Origin of the sequence: Methanobacterium lacus, assembly GCF_000191585.1 — an archaeon.
In the GTDB taxonomy this organism is placed as follows: Archaea; Methanobacteriota; Methanobacteria; order Methanobacteriales; family Methanobacteriaceae; genus Methanobacterium_B; species Methanobacterium_B lacus.
On sequence record NC_015216.1, the window covers coordinates 2,396,503 to 2,412,377 of the forward strand.

General features: G+C 36.2%; 16 protein-coding genes. 6 read left to right on the forward strand and 10 right to left on the reverse strand.

The genetic code is table 11. From position 1 onward, the window contains the following. Positions 1 to 16 precede the first annotated feature (16 nt). Both METBO_RS11640 and METBO_RS11645 read right to left on the reverse strand, forming a co-directional pair. Positions 17 to 1,468 carry a glycosyltransferase family 39 protein gene (locus METBO_RS11640; RefSeq protein ID WP_144017566.1) on the reverse strand — a complete coding sequence of 484 codons (1,452 nt, stop codon included), beginning with the start codon at positions 1,466 to 1,468 and terminating at the stop codon, positions 17 to 19. Between the two features lie 205 nt (positions 1,469 to 1,673). Further along, positions 1,674 to 2,105, reverse strand: coding sequence for a GtrA family protein (locus METBO_RS11645; RefSeq protein ID WP_013645921.1), 432 nt, complete (start codon positions 2,103 to 2,105; stop codon positions 1,674 to 1,676). Between the two features lie 318 nt (positions 2,106 to 2,423). Here METBO_RS11645 and guaA point away from each other — a divergent pair, with 318 nt between their 5' ends. The 4 genes from guaA (at position 2,424) to METBO_RS11665 (ending at position 6,354) form a co-directional block, all read left to right on the forward strand. Continuing rightward, positions 2,424 to 3,350: a glutamine-hydrolyzing GMP synthase gene (guaA, locus tag METBO_RS11650; protein ID WP_013645922.1), complete on the forward strand. Its 927-nt coding sequence runs from the start codon at positions 2,424 to 2,426 to the stop codon at positions 3,348 to 3,350. A gap of 261 nt (positions 3,351 to 3,611) precedes the next feature. Beyond that, a complete protein-coding gene (msrB, locus tag METBO_RS11655; RefSeq protein WP_013645923.1) occupies positions 3,612 to 4,073 on the forward strand; it encodes a peptide-methionine (R)-S-oxide reductase MsrB in 462 nt (153 codons plus the stop codon). A gap of 111 nt (positions 4,074 to 4,184) precedes the next feature. Then, positions 4,185 to 5,351: an Nre family DNA repair protein gene (locus METBO_RS11660; RefSeq protein WP_013645924.1), complete on the forward strand. Its 1,167-nt coding sequence runs from the start codon at positions 4,185 to 4,187 to the stop codon at positions 5,349 to 5,351. Positions 5,352 to 5,367: 16 nt separating this feature from the next. Further along, positions 5,368 to 6,354: a DegT/DnrJ/EryC1/StrS family aminotransferase gene (locus tag METBO_RS11665; RefSeq protein ID WP_013645925.1), complete on the forward strand. Its 987-nt coding sequence runs from the start codon at positions 5,368 to 5,370 to the stop codon at positions 6,352 to 6,354. A 30-nt stretch (positions 6,355 to 6,384) separates the two neighbouring features. Here the strand turns inward: METBO_RS11665 and cgi121 are convergent, their stop codons facing one another. The 7 genes from cgi121 to METBO_RS11700 form a co-directional block, all read right to left on the reverse strand. Further along, on the reverse strand, positions 6,385 to 6,906 hold the full coding sequence (gene cgi121, locus METBO_RS11670; RefSeq protein ID WP_013645926.1) for a KEOPS complex subunit Cgi121: 522 nt from the start codon (positions 6,904 to 6,906) through the stop codon (positions 6,385 to 6,387). Beyond that, positions 6,899 to 7,465 carry a hypothetical protein gene (locus METBO_RS11675; protein ID WP_048186469.1) on the reverse strand — a complete coding sequence of 189 codons (567 nt, stop codon included), beginning with the start codon at positions 7,463 to 7,465 and terminating at the stop codon, positions 6,899 to 6,901. Before METBO_RS11675 ends, cgi121 begins: the two co-directional genes overlap by 8 nt. Before the next feature lie 46 nt (positions 7,466 to 7,511). After that, the gene (locus METBO_RS11680) at positions 7,512 to 9,017 is read right to left on the reverse strand and encodes a (R)-citramalate synthase (RefSeq protein WP_013645928.1); all 1,506 of its coding nucleotides are present in this window, start codon (positions 9,015 to 9,017) and stop codon (positions 7,512 to 7,514) included. A 101-nt stretch (positions 9,018 to 9,118) separates the two neighbouring features. Beyond that, entirely contained in the window at positions 9,119 to 10,174 is a 1,056-nt protein-coding gene (locus METBO_RS11685) for a TIGR01177 family methyltransferase (RefSeq protein WP_013645929.1), read from the reverse strand. Further along, positions 10,165 to 11,331, reverse strand: a complete 1,167-nt coding sequence (locus METBO_RS11690) for an NAD(P)/FAD-dependent oxidoreductase (RefSeq protein ID WP_013645930.1) — start codon at positions 11,329 to 11,331, stop codon at positions 10,165 to 10,167. Before METBO_RS11690 ends, METBO_RS11685 begins: the two co-directional genes overlap by 10 nt. A 185-nt stretch (positions 11,332 to 11,516) precedes the next feature. Next, positions 11,517 to 11,846 carry a YnfA family protein gene (locus METBO_RS11695; RefSeq protein WP_013645931.1) on the reverse strand — a complete coding sequence of 110 codons (330 nt, stop codon included), beginning with the start codon at positions 11,844 to 11,846 and terminating at the stop codon, positions 11,517 to 11,519. Positions 11,847 to 12,002: 156 nt separating this feature from the next. Then, on the reverse strand, positions 12,003 to 12,626 hold the full coding sequence (locus METBO_RS11700; RefSeq protein ID WP_013645932.1) for a PH domain-containing protein: 624 nt from the start codon (positions 12,624 to 12,626) through the stop codon (positions 12,003 to 12,005). 71 nt (positions 12,627 to 12,697) lie between these two features. On the opposite strand from METBO_RS11700, the gene METBO_RS11705 reads away from it, so the two are divergent. Further along, positions 12,698 to 13,483 (forward strand): UPF0280 family protein, encoded by a 786-nt coding sequence (locus tag METBO_RS11705; protein WP_013645933.1) that lies wholly within the window; start codon positions 12,698 to 12,700, stop codon positions 13,481 to 13,483. Between the two features lie 7 nt (positions 13,484 to 13,490). Here the strand turns inward: METBO_RS11705 and METBO_RS11710 are convergent, their stop codons facing one another. Beyond that, positions 13,491 to 14,744, reverse strand: a complete 1,254-nt coding sequence (locus METBO_RS11710; RefSeq protein ID WP_227717227.1) for a molybdopterin-binding protein — start codon at positions 14,742 to 14,744, stop codon at positions 13,491 to 13,493. Between the two features lie 769 nt (positions 14,745 to 15,513). On the opposite strand from METBO_RS11710, the gene eif1A reads away from it, so the two are divergent. Continuing rightward, complete coding sequence (gene eif1A / locus METBO_RS11715; protein ID WP_013645935.1) at positions 15,514 to 15,819, forward strand: translation initiation factor eIF-1A; 306 nt, start codon at positions 15,514 to 15,516, stop codon at positions 15,817 to 15,819. The last annotated feature ends 56 nt before the right edge of the window (positions 15,820 to 15,875 follow it).

Below are 15,875 nucleotides of genomic sequence, written 5' to 3' on the forward strand. Positions count from 1 at the left end.
CCTTTTTTCAATTAATTCAATTTATTTTATAAATTACTAAGTTGTAGGAAGTTAAATTGGCTACTTGAGTGTAACTACCCATGTAACTGTTTTGATTTGAATTTCCCCAGACAAAATAATAATTAATTCCCAATAAATTCAGATCATTTTGCAGATTTTTAGAGCTGATATTTCTTTGTGATTGCCCATACAAATCCGTGCCCATATAATACTGGAGATAATTCATTTCTGTGAGTTTATCATTGGTTGCCACGTTACCATGCACCCCGTATCCATTCAATGTGTTGGCCAAGGCATAGCTATCCTTTCCTGTGTTTAAATTTCCAATAAGATAATTGACTGGCATTAGGGTCATGAGGCAAATAAATCCAACAACACATACTAACTTTAAAAGATAATTCCATTTCAAAGAATTAAATAAATCCAAATTAAACAGTTTATTTAACAAATATCCCCCCATAAGTATCAGTAACAGATAAATAAGCCATATATATCTTTCTTCAACAACAACAATTATGTAACCTGCAGTCAGTATGAACATTGTTATCAGAGGATATACAAGATCAATCTTCGATACATTCCGAGGTGGAACAATTAAAAGTAGGATATAAATTATTATTATGAGAAACGATAATATTGAGAAGTAATTAAGAATTGTACCTGTTTTTTGAGCCCCTTTCCATATTAAGTTCAGTTGATGTTGGAAATTGGCCCATGATGAGAAAGGTGACCATTCCTTGGGAAGGTAGTTGGTGTTGACCTGATCTGGGTTGTGAAGACCTTCTGAATATTCTGCAAATCCCATGGAGTTTGGGCCAACCAAAGCGTAATTAAAATCTCCAGAAGATCCATATGTAATTTTTCCATCTTTATAACTTATGAAACATATCCATACGCTGCTTATTAATAAAAAAACTAGCAATCCTGCTGCTAAATTTTTTATAACAGCTGTTTTATCCATTTCTGTTAGGTAGTGAATTAAGTTGAAGATCAAAAAACTGGCTATGAAAAATGTGAATCCGTAACTCTTGGTAAAGTATGCCAGGGCCCCTAAAAATCCGCAGAAAATCCCATTTAATACTGTTTTAGAGTAATTTGGATCGTACACTGCTGCAAGATAGTAGGTTAAGACACACACCATTAAAAGATCAGGTGTTATGAAGCTCATTACGAAGTAGGTGATAACCGGCACTGTGGTCAGTATAATCAATGTCCTAAGCCATTCTTCCATTTCAAATCTGTAGGACAATCTTCTTATTCCAAATAGCGTTACAAGTCCAATTACTATGGACGTCAATTTTGCAGAGTAAAGACCCATTAAAGGGCTTTTTAGGAAGTAAAGAAATGGCAACATTAACCATGATATCAGTGGCCCCCAATAATCGCTTATGGATTCATAAAAGTGTCCCTCCAAAATCTGCCGGGAAATATTGATATAAACTATTCCATCGTTGTTTATCTGATACATGTAATATTTGAAGAGAAAACTAACTGTTACTATGTAAAATAACAAAATCAAACTGAAATAAATATCATATTTAGTTTTAAATAATTTTTTTAGCCCTAAATTTTTCAATATTTTATTCCCCTCTGAATTTGTTCCACAAAATCAATTTTATTAGTTTATAAATTTTTGATTAATATTTTCCATTTATTTTTAAATCTTATCTTATTCACCGAAATATTGTGTAACGCCTTGCAAAGAAATTCCAGAAGAGTACCAGCACAGCGGAAATGATCTTGGAATAAATGTAGAATAAATGCATATTTGAAGTGAAAAACCAGATTATAACTTCATTTAGTCCCAAACCAACTATTCCAACCATCGTGAAAATGCCAACTTCATGAAATCTGTTGTCTAGTGTGTGTTTGTTAAAGACCCATCTTACACTCAGCAAGTAATTTACAATAAGACCCAATGTGAAGGCTATTGCAGCAGACAGAAGATAAAATATTCCAAAATATTCTGTTAAAATGTATAGAGAACCGAAATCAACTAAAAATGCAGTTCCACCCACGAAAATGTATCTGAAAAATTGGATGGATATTTTATTTGTACTCTGTTTTAACCAAGTTTGAATCATATTTTTGGGTGTTATTTTCATTTTAAACCATTCACTGCGATATTTTTTATTATTCTCAAATTGGAGGTTGTCCAATTTTTTTATATGATAAAATTTTATAATTTTATTATTAGATTGTATTTATAACCCTTTTTTGTTGGTAATATTTGACCAATAAATTTAGATTTATTAAATTAAGTACATCCAAATCTGAAATCTAGCTATTTACATTGACAAGTTTGATTCCTAAAATTTTGTTTACCATGAGTATGGTATAAATTTAATAAGTGCCAAACAAATTAATATCATTATCAGTTTAATAAAGTTTTTAATTTAAAATATCACACTTAGGTGAAAAAAATGTTGAATCCATCTGATTTTATAGAAGAATCTATTAAAGATATAAAAAAAACCATAGGCGATGGAAAGGCCATAATTGCCCTTTCCGGAGGAGTTGACAGTTCTGTAGCATCTGTATTAACTTCAACCGCAATTGGTGAGAATCTTGTTGCCGTATTTGTTGATCATGGGCTTTTAAGAGAAGGAGAGTCTGATTACGTTAACAACACTTTTAAGGACAGATTAAATTTAAGGACTGTTGATGCATCTGAAGAGTTTTTAAGCCGTTTAGATGGCGTATACGACCCCGAGGAAAAACGTAAGATAATTGGAGAAGTATTCATAAGGGTATTCGAAAGGGTGGCAGAAGAAGTGGGTGCAGAATTTTTGGTTCAAGGAACAATCGCACCTGACTGGATAGAAAGTGAAGGCCAAATTAAATCTCATCACAACATTGCACTGCCACATGGATTGGTACTAAATATTGTGGAACCCATAAGAGAACTTTACAAGGATGAAGTTCGTGTTGTTGGTACTGAACTGGGTCTGCCTGAGGAAATGGTGAACAGACAACCCTACCCTGGCCCTGGGCTGGCAGTTAGAATAGTAGGAAAACTGACTGAAGAAAAAATTGAAATATGCAGAAAAGCAAACGCAATTGTTGAAGAAGAAGTCAAAAAAGAAGGTTTAGACGCTAGTTTATGGCAGTACTTTGCAGTTCTAACCGATACTAAAGTCACTGGTGTTAAGGGAGATATAAGGGACTATGGTTATCTGGTTGTGCTCAGAATGGTGGAATCAATTGATGCAATGACAGCTAGTGTTCCAGAACTACCATGGAGCATGGTTAAAACCATTTCACAGAGAATAACAGCCGAAGTATCCGAAGTTACACATGTTTCCCTCTCTGTAAGCGACAAACCACCGAGCACAATTGAATTTGCATAAATCTAAAATTTTTCAAAATTTTCTTTTTTTTTAATATTGATCAACCCACTTTAAATATCCTAAATCAGTTTATTGTTATGCTTATAGGACTATTCTTATTGTTTATAGTAAATCTAAATAAAATTAACAATCAAAACCATTTTTTAGGAATAATTTAGTGATATATGAAAAATAAGAGTATAATATCCGTTTAATATCTGAATATATCCACCGGAATTAGGGTAGTGAATTATTTAATTCTTTAGTTACATAGTAATGTGTATGACATCCAATTCAAACAATGAAAACTTAGTTCCCATTTATTCTGTTAAATCTGGAAATGTTGAAATGGTTGAGAAGGTTGTTAAAACAGATAAGGAATGGCGAGAAATTTTAAGTTCAGATTCTTACAGTGTTGCAAGAAAACAGGGCACAGAACTGGCTTTCACTGGAAAATATCATGACTGTCATGAAGATGGAATCTACGAATGTGTCTGTTGTGGAACTGATCTTTTTGATTCTAAAGCCAAGTTTGATTCTGGAACAGGATGGCCAAGTTTCTGGGAACCTGTTGCAAGTCAAAATGTAAAGGAACATGAAGATAAAAGCCTTGGAATGATCAGGATAGAAGTGTTGTGTGCAAGATGTGAAGCACATCTGGGCCATGTTTTCAATGATGGTCCGAAACCAACAGGCTTAAGATACTGTATGAATTCAGCAGCTTTAAAACTATCAAAAAGGTAATGGCAACCTCCCCAGTACAAGCAAACTTTATCATTCAATAATTTTTTTTAGTAATCAGATGCTCTCGTATACCTTATAAAGTTTGATGTTGAATAGTTTTCTAGATAGAAAATGATAAAAGGAAAAACAGCATACCTCAAAAGATTAACCTCCAAGATGCGGATACCCTCCGTTGATGTGGGTAAAGAAATTGATGGGAGTACTCCACCATCTGTTTTTATAGGGAGCTGGAATTATCCCAAGGTGTATGCAGGTCCAATGATAGCTCCTGTTTCAGGAGATACAACCATTATGGACATGCCCGAATCATGGATTCCTCAATCTAAAAGCCAAGAAGATATTATAGGCTACAGAATGAGCCTTGTACGTGGAAAGCAACTCGTAGGTATAAAGGATCTTGAAAGTGGATTTGTAGAAAAGCTTCAAGAAATTTCACTTGCAGAAAATTCCATTGAAAGTGAAGCTGAATTCATTAAAAAACCTAGAGGATCATCCTTCAGTGATGAACATACTCCCCACGGACCCAGCGGCATAATACAAAAATTTGATATCGATAATGTGAAATGGGAACACAGACTTGAAAAGGCGTTTTACGACACAGACCTCAAAGCTGCTGATGCAGTTGTTGACCTAAATCAAAGGGGCATACCATTCTCAAACATACAAAAAGCATTTTCAGTGGGTGCCATGGGTGTGGGTAAAAAAAGGAAATTGGTACCAACAAGATGGTCTATCACTGCTTGTGACAGTACAATAGCAGATCGTCTTCTTAAAACCGTTCGTTTTAATGATATTATTGATACGACCAGAGTATATGAATTTTCAAGTCTTAATAATTACTATGCCATAATGCTCATCCCAACAGAATGGCAGTATGAGTGGATGGAAGCATTTCTTCAGGTTTTAGGACGTGAAGAACTGATATTTTCTGACTATGAAACCAACAGTGGTAAAAAGGAATATTCCAGGGTGGGTGGCTGTTACTATACTTGTAAGATGGCTGTTCTCGAAGCTCTGGAACGTGAATCCAAACAGGCAGGAGTAATAGTATTAAGAGAAGCTTACAATGGTTATGTGCCTCTTGGAGTTTTCAATGTTCGTGAAAATGTCAGAAATGCCATGGAACAAACCCCTCTAGAATTTGAAGACATGAAAACTGCTCTTTCATATATTTCAACCAAATTAGAATTACCGCTGGAAAAATTTGTAAAACAAAGCGATTTAATGAAGGAACTTCTAAATTCCAGGCAAACAACTCTGGATAGTTTCTTCAAATGAATGGAGATAAGATATTATGGAACTTTTTTACAGACGACCTTCTGCTAAAACTAGGAACGCCATGTGCACAGCAGCACAAAATTTGAAGCACACCCCTGGCAAGGATGAAGAAATTTCACTTGCTGAAGATGCCATTGGAAAATTAACACAACATGAAAATGTACATGTTCTAAACAGTGGCAACTCTGCAATCATGGCTGTTATGAGCTGTTTTAAAAACGGGGTGATGATACCTGATCAGGGCGGTTGGTACGGTTTCAGGAAAATGGCTGAATTTTTTGGTATCGAAACTGTTAAAGTTCCAACAAATCTGGGTTTAATAGACCTTGAAAATCTGGATCAAAATATTAAACAAAACAATCCTGAAGCGTTGTTTTTAACGAGTTTTGCAGGTTACACTGCTGAACAACCTTTAAAGGAGATATATGAAATCTGTGAGGATAATGGAATAATGTTAGTTGAGGATGCCTCTGGAGGAATTGGTGACCCCCAGGGAAGGCTTGGGAATGGAAACCATGCCCATGTAATAGTGGGTTCTACTGGGAGTCCAAAAACCGTGAACGTTGGAAATGGAGGTTTTTTATCCACCAACCAACCTGAAATATCCGATAATGCTAACTATCTCCTAAAAATTTTAAGGGCAGATCCAGTTACCTGTGCAGGAATAGCTTCAGAATCAGAAAAAGCAGGGGAAATATTTGAGAAAACTAGTGCTGCAACTAAAAGGTTGAAAAACAATACATCAAATTTCAGGGAAGTGATCCATCCCACATCAAGGGGTCTAAACATCCTCCTTCCAGACAGAAACCAGAAACTATTGGGGAGTGAAATTAGGCAGAATTTAAATGTTCATGGAGGAAGTATTGTAAGTCTTAGTCCAAACTACAACAGGATCAAGGCCCGTGCTGTTTGTATTGAATTGAAGAATTTGGATGTTAAATGTTTAACTTCCAAGAACTTAGATGAAATAACAGATATAATCAAATTAGCAGGGGAAAGTTGATTCACATAAAAAGTTGTAGGGATTTTATTTTTAGGTATCAATAATGAGTAATGCTGTTTTTTCCATTAAAATCTTTGTTATGTCAGGATTGGTTTTTAGTTGGGTGTCTGAAATTTTGTAGATAGACCTCAACTTGTCTGTGTCTGGTTCAAGCACATGATCATCTCTTAATCCTAAAATATTAACTAGATCTTCCATGATATCGGATTTACAATCCATGGCAACTGCACATATGTTCATCTTACCATTTCTTATGCCCAACATCTTAATTGCCTGTGATATTTGTCTCTGTCCCGATGTTCTCACACATATCTCAAGGCCCATGTCAGACGCAATATTTTCATTTCTTGAAAAGGATTTAATTGCATGTACGGTGGAATTGAGCACATGTTGAACTCCTGCTACTGCATCTGCATCCATTAACTGAATTACACAACCAGAATAGTTTAGTTTTAACTCTTCCATAACAGCTTTGAAGTTGGTTAAGTCTGATTTAAATCCTGCTATTTGAATTCTTTTTGTATCAATTTCCTCGCTGGTTTTGTTATTCATTACCTGCATTCCTCCAGCTAAGTATGTAAAATATTGAGTCCTTGAGATGTTCTGCTCTGAAAGAGACGTAAACTCCTATGACTCCTTGGAAAAATTTTGAAACTGCAAAAATTAATTCAAGGAGTATGAAGATCTGGATTATGAAAATTATTATGGATCCCAGATTCACCGCTGTGAAACTTAAGTTGGATATGTTAATGAAACTGTGGGTAATGTAATCCATTACAAAGAGCAAAAACAGCCCCACTATGAACTGTACAGTTGACATGAAAAAATTTTCTCCAGCTTTTATCATGGATTTCTTGACTTTTTCATGCATTTCACTGAGAGCCATGATGTATGTGAAGCTGAGTAAAGATAATGTGGCTGTAACAAGGACAAAAACCTCAATGAACCCGGTTATTTCACCATAATCCTGGATTTTAATTGCTCCCAACAACCAAGGCACTAAAAATCCTATGGTGAGAATTATTCCCATGTAGGTGGTGATTAAATTACCAAGTACGCTAAAAAACCTTTTAACGCCTGAAAATTTAGCATTTAAATCTTTTAAGTTCATTTTCAATACCATATATGTAATTTACAATGGGAATATATTGAAGATTTTATGTTTTGTCCTTTTCTTCAGATTCCTTGATCTTTTGATCGCTGACGATTTTGTTTACTCCACCCAATACTGCTTCCACACTTGCCATGATGATGTCTGGTTGTGTGCTTCTTGCAGTGACTATGTTGTCTCCATTTTTGAGTTTTACAACAACATCGATGAGGGCATCTGTTCCTCCTGTGATGGCGTCCACATGGTACTCTTCGAGCTGTATATCTGCAACATCCATTATGCTCTTCTTGATTGCAACGATTGCTGCGTCTACTGGACCTACACCTACACCTGCTTCTACCTTCTCTGAGCCATCTACGTTGATCTTGACTGATGCTGTTGGTGTAACCTTATTTCCAGATACTATTGTTAGTTCTTCCAGTTCTACCGGTTTTTCTGCTAAAACGCCCAGAGCATCCTCTGCTATTGCCTGTAAATCCACATCTGTAACGCATTTGCCCATGTCTCCAAGGGCTTTAACCCTCTGGAATATCTGTTCAAATCTGGCATCATCCACCCTCAGACCCATCTCTTTGATCCTTTTCCTGATTATGTGGGATCCCACATGTTTCCCCATGACAAATCTTCGTTTATGTCCCACAAGTTCTGGTGTTATTGGTTCGTAGGTTTCTGCCTTCTTTATAACTCCATCCGAGTGAATGCCGGATTCATGTGCAAATGCATTTTCTCCCACAATTGCTTTGTTTGGCTGTAAATAAATTCCAGTCATTCTTGCAACTGTTTTAGAAGTTTCGTACAACATCTCGATGTTGATATTTGTTTTGGAGTTGTAGAGTGAGTACAATGACACCACAACTTCTTCGAGGGATGCGTTTCCAGCACGTTCACCTATACCATTGACTGTGACGTGGGCTTGGCTTGCCCCTCCCCTAAGTCCAGAAAGAGTATTTGCTACTGCCAAACCAAAATCGTTGTGGCAGTGGGCGCTCAACGGAACACCGAGTTGAGTTAAGCCCCCATAAAATTCATAGGCCTTTTCTGGTGTCAACATTCCCACAGTATCACAGGCACATATTCTTCGAGCACCTGCTTCTATTCCTTCATTAAAAACTTGTTTTAGATAGTTATAATCACTTCTAGTGGCATCTTCTGCCGAAAGTTCAACCAAAAGTCCGTTGTCAACAGCATATTCCACTGCATCAATTGCTGTGGCTTTGACTTCTTCCCTGGTTTTTCTTAGTTTGTGCTCGATGTGCAGATCTGATGTTGGAACAACCAGGTGTACACTGTCAACCCCACATTCGAGGGCAGCATCTACATCAATTCTCATTGCCCTGGCGAAACTGCATATTTCAGCTGAAAGTCCCTCTGAAACTATTGATTTTATTCCTTCCCTTTCTCCTGAAGATGTGATGGCAGATCCTGCTTCTATAACATCCACTCCAAGATTATCCAGTTTAACTGCTATTCTTAATTTTTGATCTGGAGTTAAGGATACTCCTGGAGTTTGTTCTCCATCCCTTAATGTTGTATCAAATATTCTGGCTTTCAAAATTACCCCTCCAGTTATTATAATTTAAATGTATCATTTGGATGTGTATGTTCAATCCAAATTTTCCCCAAATAACAAATTCAGCTACCCCGATGTTTAAATTAAATTAAGTTTTTTTGCGATAAATTCTTTTTTGTAAGCAGTGATATGACTCTTGTTAAACTTTTATGCATTCTTATGTGGTGTTGTTCTATTATTTCAAAGTTTGTATCCTTTATTAAACCCTTAATATCCATGTAATGCGGTGTTGCCATGCATATTTTTCCCTTTTCTTTGAGTAAGCCATCCATATTTTTTAAAGCAGCTGAATACAGATTTGTACTGTCTTCTCCACCTGTTGATGCAGATATGCCGTAGGGTGGATCTGTGACAATGGCATTTACCCTGGTTTCCAGATGAATTTTCTTTGCATCTTCTCTAAAGATTTTGTAGTTTTTAAAACCACAATATTCAAGATTGCTCTTTGTACCTTGAACCATCTTATAATCTAGATCTGACCCTATAAGCTTAGCTCCCAAGATACCTGCTTCAATAAGGATTCCTCCAGTTCCACAAAATGGATCTAAAACTGTGTCATCTTCTTTGATCTCAGTTAGATTTACCATGCACCTTGCGAGTTTGGGACTCATTGATCCAGGGTAGAAAAATGGTCTTTTATGTGGTTTGAAGTTGTTGAAATGTTTTTTATCAATCTTAACTATTCTTTGTGTTAACAAAACAATTTCATCAAGGTATATCAACCTTATGAAACAATCCGGATCCTTTAAATTTACCTTCGAACCTTCGACAATAGAGTTTATGGTTCCCCCGATTTCTATTTCAATCTTTGATGTATCAAATTTGTCAGTTTTATCCATTCTCCTTGCCCTGACAACATAATCGTTAGTGATGATCCCATTCCAATCAACTTTTCCCACATCAGTGTTTAAGCTGGTTTTATCTGTTTCAATTAACAGTTTACAGAGTTCATGAGTATATGAAAGCCTTTTTCCAACTCTTTCCATGTATTTTTCATGTTCATTGGCTACTTCAACTATCAGTATTCCTTCGTACTGTTTTTTAAAATTGAAGGGTATTTCTTCCGCCCTTAAAACTGCCTCAATTTCTGCCCTTGGCAGGGTCTGATGTTCCTGTGATATTATGAAAACTATTTCCATAGGCCCATGATCCTCCTTGTAAGTAATTTAGGTACGATTGAAAAGAGAAGACCATTTTTTATCATTTCTTTTATGAGTGTGGATTGGGTGTCCATGTCCCCGTACTTTGAAATAAGCTCTTCTGCATTTCCTTGTTTGAGTTTGGTAAACATTTCATCTAGATCTTGGTTGTTCATTGATTCAAATATTTTCTGCACTTCTATCTGCACCCTAAGCTCATTTCTGAATCGTTTACTTATTTGATTCTCATATTCCTTAAGATAAGATATATCTTCCATCTCAACTGCTTTGGTTGCACATTCAGCTGCTATTTTAGCACATTCAAAACCAATTAACAATCCCCCACCAGTTGTTGGTTTAACTTGAGATGCTGCATCACCTAAGAGGATTGTTTTTTCGTCAACTATCTTCTTCTTAGGATCGTATTTTGGGATGTAACCCTGGTATTTTTGAATTATCCTAGCATTCTTAAACATGGGCTCGGTTGCCATTAACTTGGCCAGAACATTGTTGAGTTCAGTGTAGTTCATGTCAGCAAAAAGTCCTATTCTGGCAGTTGAACTTGTCAGTGGTATGGTCCATAAAAATCCTGGTGAAATTAAATCATCAACATGCAGATGTACATTTTCAAGATCAAATACGGGTATATCAGTTTCTATGAGGTACTGAGCCGCCATGAATGATCTAGGTTTCTCATTGAAATTGTTGGAGAGGGTTGATGAATGGCCATCTGCCCCCACAATGATATCTGCCTGGATCTTAGTTTCCTTTGTTTCTATGCATCCATTAAGATCTGAATGGATTACTTTGTGATTCATAAGGAGTTCGGCACCAGAATCAACTGCTAAATTAGCAAGGTACTTATCATATCCTACCCTGTCAATTACGTAGGCCTGAACATTTTCCTTTCCTACTTTCATCATGTTGTTGGAAGGTGAGTGAATGTATGCTCCTCGAACTTGATTTAACACATATTCATCTGGCAGAACATTTATTTCTTTAATCTTCTGCCCCAATAATCCTGCACATTGAAGTGGAATGCCTATTTCACGTTTTTTCTCCACCATCACAACATTTAAACCATTATCTGCAACATATCTTGCAAATGTAGATCCCACAGGCCCTGCTCCAACAACAGCAATGTCGTACTTCTTCATATTATATCCTCATCCATAAAATTTTGCTATCAGGATTCCTATCTGGAACGATCCCTAAAGAATAGAATTTATTTTTTTATAGGCTTGGAATTTAAACCTAATCAGATATAGTTAAATTATCTCTGGTTACAATCTGGTATGTTTAGTTTGATTATATAGCATTTGTTAATGTTAATAATTAAATATTAACTTCGCGGCCAGTACATGATTATAAATACTCCAAATAGGGCGATAGTTGCACCTATAATTTCAAATCTGTCAGGAGTTATTTTATCCACTTGCCATCCCCATAGAAGTGCCATAAAAATAAATATTCCACCATAGGCAGCATATACCCTTCCAAAGTTGGCTGGTTGTAGTGTGGGTATGACACCATAAAGAACCAGGATCACTGCACCGAGTATTGCGAATTCAATGCCCCTACCTTCCCTAATCCAGAGCCAAATAAGGTAGCCTCCCCCTATCTCAAATAAACCAGCCACCACAAAGTAAAATATTGATTTTAAGTATTCCATTTAATCACTTAACTTCAAATTTAGAGATTTTTTTTACGATGAAATAATTTATAGAAATGATCCTTGTAGGGACTATTTTGATTATGAATATTAGTAGTTGAATTCCGTAGTTCTTTTCCTGTTTAATTCATTTTCTTATGACAAAAAAAAGAAAATTTATAGTTTAAATTTTTTATCGTACTCCTCCATTATGGATCTTCCCGTGATTTTGGGTTCTTCTGTTTTTTTAGGAGCCTTAGTTTCAAATTCCGGCTCATCTCCATCTATCATTCTGTTGATGGTGTCCTCCACCTCACCAGGATTTGGGATATCTTCGAGTATTATGCTGGTATTGTCGTGCCCCCCAAACACTTCAATATCTCCAGAATAAGATATTCTTTCAATTACACTCTGGGATACAACTATGTCCTGAATTTTGTTGTAATGCATGTATGCTGATTTTTTCCTTATTACACCACTTCTCAGCATGACTCTCTGGTTTGTTAGGGTGTAGTACGTAGATCTCCAGGACAAGTAATTCCATAAGATCCAAACAAGGAGCAGCAGAATAACTATCACAATCAAGTCCGTTGTTCCTTCTACAAATGGTATGTTAATGAATGCTCCAACCCTTCCCTGAACCATAGCAGCATATTTTATCAAGGTTGTGAAGAAGTAAACTAGTATTAAAACTATTATAAATTTAATGATTGCAGATTTTAGACTTACAACAAATCTGGGCCTGGTTTTATATAATATTCTTTCTCCAGGAATTGAACTTCTTTTATTTCTATCAAACATGATTATCAAACCTTACTCTCTTGTTGATTATCTAAATATTTTATGTAGTAACAAACAGATTAATTACTCAGATGAAAGCCAAAACAATATTTGAAGAGAGGATAACAATTGGTGAAACCGAACTGAAGGTCAGTTCAGATTTAATGGTACCCGAACTTTCAAATTATATTATCAGTTTACGTTCACAGCTTAAAGGATATATCATGAAGAATCCAGAGTTTCTTACAAGTTTTGAACCGTTGACAGTCAAAGAAACGTTAGACAATAAATTAAGTCCTGATCATGGCCATACGAGTGAAGTTCCGTTGATAGTTAATTTAATGAGTAGGGCCGGGAGAAGGGCAGATGTTGGCCCTATGGCCGCCGTTGCAGGTACAATTTCCCAGCTTTTAATGGGGTTTATGGTTGAAAAAGGTGCCAATTTTATAATTATTGACAACGGTGGAGACATATCCCTTGAAATAAATAAAGATGTTGTGGTGGGACTGTATGCTGGAGAATCTTCCCTTTCAGGAGAACTGGGTTTTAAAATAAAACCTAAACAGACGCCCATGGGAATATGCACATCATCAGGAACTGTGGGTCATTCAATCAGCTTTGGACGGGCTGATTCTGTGACAGTCTTTGCAAATGAAGCTAGCATTGCAGATGCTCTAGCCACTTCGATCGCCAACGAAGCAAAAGGAACCAAAGACGAAGATGCTGTCCAACGATCCCTGGAGCATGCTGAAGAATTTAAGAAAGCCATGCGTGGTGTCATGGTGGTGGTTGGTGAATCTGCAGGAACACTTGGAAGGATCCCGCAGTTGGTTCAAACAGATAAAAAAGTAGTTCTAGGCGATCTCTTCGAAGTTTGATCTTCTTTTACCAGTTCCCTAGTGGATGAACCTTGACCAAAGTGCCCTTTTCAACTATCTCCACATTTTTTCCAATTTCAATGTAGCCATCAGCTTCAGCCAAGGAAGTTATTGCCCCAGAATCTTTTAAAATAGGTATTGCATTATCATCATCTACCTTAACAAGTAAAAAATGTTTTCTTCCTTTTGCAGGCCTGTATCTTCTTGAAAGCGGGATTTTTATGGTATTTGTTTTCCTTAATCGGGATTTCGTTTTAATTGAAGCCATGTCCTTAAGGAACGGTGCAAAAAATAGTTGGAAAACCATTGAAGCTGCAACAGGATTTCCTGGAAGTCCAACAACATACTTATCAACACCTTCATTTTCAAAACGCCCTATGATTGTGGGTTTGCCAGGTTTAACAGCTATTCCATGGACAAGTACCTCACCCAAATCATCCAGAACTTGTCTTAGAACATCCCCTCGACCTGCTGAAGTGCCTCCGGAAGTGATGATAAGATCCATATCTTGACACTCGATTATTTTTCGTTTCAGATCGTTGTAGTTATCCTTAACTATCTCAGTTTTGACTGGTATACAACCACAAGCTGTTACTGCACTCGAGATAGTTTGGGAGTTGATGTCAAATATTTTTCCATATTGGATTTCCTCATCATAACGTATCAATTCATTTCCCGTTGATATAACTGCTATTTCTGGTTTTTTGTAAACAGGAACTGTTTTCAAACCTATAGCACTTAAAACTCCTATTTTTTCGGGAGTTATTGTTGTTCCCTTCTTAAGTAGAAGTTCACCTTCCCCTATGTCTGAACCTTCCTTTGCAATGTTCTGACCCATTGTCACACTTTCATGTATGGAAATAATTCCATCCCTAACTTCTGTATATTCCACCATGACAACTGAATCTGCACCTTCAGGCAAAGGAGATCCTGTTCCCACTTCTGTGCAGAAGCCATTCTTTACAATTTCTTTTGGAACGTCCCCAGCACCTATAACTTCTAAAAGTCCCAATTTAACTGGTTCATCTTCGGAAGCTAAGAATGTATCTTCTGAAATAACAGCATATCCATCCATGGTTACCTTTCTAAAGGGCGGAAGATTTATTGTTGCATGTATGTCTTCTGCCAGCACTCGATACAGTGAGTTTTCTATTGAAACAGCTTCGTACTTTTTGATCGTCTGAAAATTACTGATGATTCCTTTGACATCATCGGGGTTTTTTATGTCTAGAAATTCGTTTCCCATATAAACACGTTCCATCCATTTCAATGAATCGGAATTAATATTTTAATTACTAAACTATGTTTTCCATCTATTTTAGTGTTTGGTATTAATCTTCGAGAACTTTTCAAATGCTCTTGCCAAACAAAAATATAAACCATTAAACACACTACTCTCCTTGAAGTTAGGATTTACTAAAATGAGTCATGTCTGGAGTAGTATATGATATTTGGATGTTTACTTCAATCATATGCCCATATGGTTTCAGGATCGTGCTCTTGTTAAGTTCCAATCTATATGTTTCCATAAATATTTAATTAAGATCAGTGGCTATTTAAAAACCTGCAAATGTAGCTGAATATTTAAAAATAGTCATTTTATGGCATATTTTTTGATGGGAACCACTGTCTGAATTGGAGGTGTAAAAAAAGCTTGAAAAATTAAAAATAGTATACATTCATGAAAACAAAGTTTTTAGAGTGTAGATCCTTCATCATCCAATGCAAATATGATCAAATAAAGACACCATCTTGTTCGATACATTTCCCAAGGTATGTGTTTAAGTTATTGAACCCTGAACCCTTTAAATCGTTCTTTAAATATTTTGTATCAAGAAATTTTGAAACAAAATCTGCTTGTAAAAGCTCTCTTATATATACCCCAAAACACTAAATAAAATAAGAAGGTTAAATGATCGATGCAGTATGTAATAAACTATTTATTGTTGTTAATATGATTTTACAATTTAAGTGAAAATTCATCATTATTCTGAAGATCAATATTAACTTCACAGAAAGGAGGAGAGTGTTTGACAAGAGGACAAAATCAAAGCCCACAAGAAGTTAGAAGAGTAAGGTCACCCCGCAGAGGGGAAATTCCAGGGGTAGTTGAGCAGATACTCGGCCATGGAAAACTAAAAGTCAGATGCGCAGATGGAAAGACTCGATTATCTAGGATTCCCGGAAAAATGAAAAAGAGGATCTGGATAAGGGAAGGAGATGTGGTTTTAATAAAGCCATGGGATTTCCAGAGCGATGAAAAAGCCGATGTTATATGGAGATACACCCGTACTGAAGCCAACTGGCTTGAAAGACGTGGTTACTTAAAACTCTAATAATCTTTTTATCAATACAAAAATGGTTTAGAATTTAAACAGTCCAATGAAAGGGA

What these genes read in the sequence shown, in the direction of transcription:
- METBO_RS11660 (WP_013645924.1), top strand. Translation starts at nt 4,185, where the DNA reads ATGATAAAAGGAAAAACAGCATACCTCAAAAGATTAACCTCCAAGATG.
- METBO_RS11645 (WP_013645921.1), bottom strand. Translation starts at nt 2,105, where the DNA reads ATGAAAATAACACCCAAAAATATGATTCAAACTTGGTTAAAACAGAGT.
- guaA (WP_013645922.1), top strand. Translation starts at nt 2,424, where the DNA reads ATGTTGAATCCATCTGATTTTATAGAAGAATCTATTAAAGATATAAAA.
- METBO_RS11665 (WP_013645925.1), top strand. Translation starts at nt 5,368, where the DNA reads ATGGAACTTTTTTACAGACGACCTTCTGCTAAAACTAGGAACGCCATG.
- METBO_RS11640 (WP_144017566.1), bottom strand. Translation starts at nt 1,468, where the DNA reads ATGTATCAGATAAACAACGATGGAATAGTTTATATCAATATTTCCCGG.
- METBO_RS11705 (WP_013645933.1), top strand. Translation starts at nt 12,698, where the DNA reads ATGAAAGCCAAAACAATATTTGAAGAGAGGATAACAATTGGTGAAACC.
- METBO_RS11695 (WP_013645931.1), bottom strand. Translation starts at nt 11,846, where the DNA reads ATGGAATACTTAAAATCAATATTTTACTTTGTGGTGGCTGGTTTATTT.
- METBO_RS11675 (WP_048186469.1), bottom strand. Translation starts at nt 7,465, where the DNA reads ATGAACTTAAAAGATTTAAATGCTAAATTTTCAGGCGTTAAAAGGTTT.
- METBO_RS11710 (WP_227717227.1), bottom strand. Translation starts at nt 14,744, where the DNA reads ATGGAACGTGTTTATATGGGAAACGAATTTCTAGACATAAAAAACCCC.
- msrB (WP_013645923.1), top strand. Translation starts at nt 3,612, where the DNA reads ATGACATCCAATTCAAACAATGAAAACTTAGTTCCCATTTATTCTGTT.
- METBO_RS11700 (WP_013645932.1), bottom strand. Translation starts at nt 12,626, where the DNA reads ATGTTTGATAGAAATAAAAGAAGTTCAATTCCTGGAGAAAGAATATTA.
- cgi121 (WP_013645926.1), bottom strand. Translation starts at nt 6,906, where the DNA reads ATGAATAACAAAACCAGCGAGGAAATTGATACAAAAAGAATTCAAATA.
- METBO_RS11685 (WP_013645929.1), bottom strand. Translation starts at nt 10,174, where the DNA reads ATGGAAATAGTTTTCATAATATCACAGGAACATCAGACCCTGCCAAGG.
- METBO_RS11690 (WP_013645930.1), bottom strand. Translation starts at nt 11,331, where the DNA reads ATGAAGAAGTACGACATTGCTGTTGTTGGAGCAGGGCCTGTGGGATCT.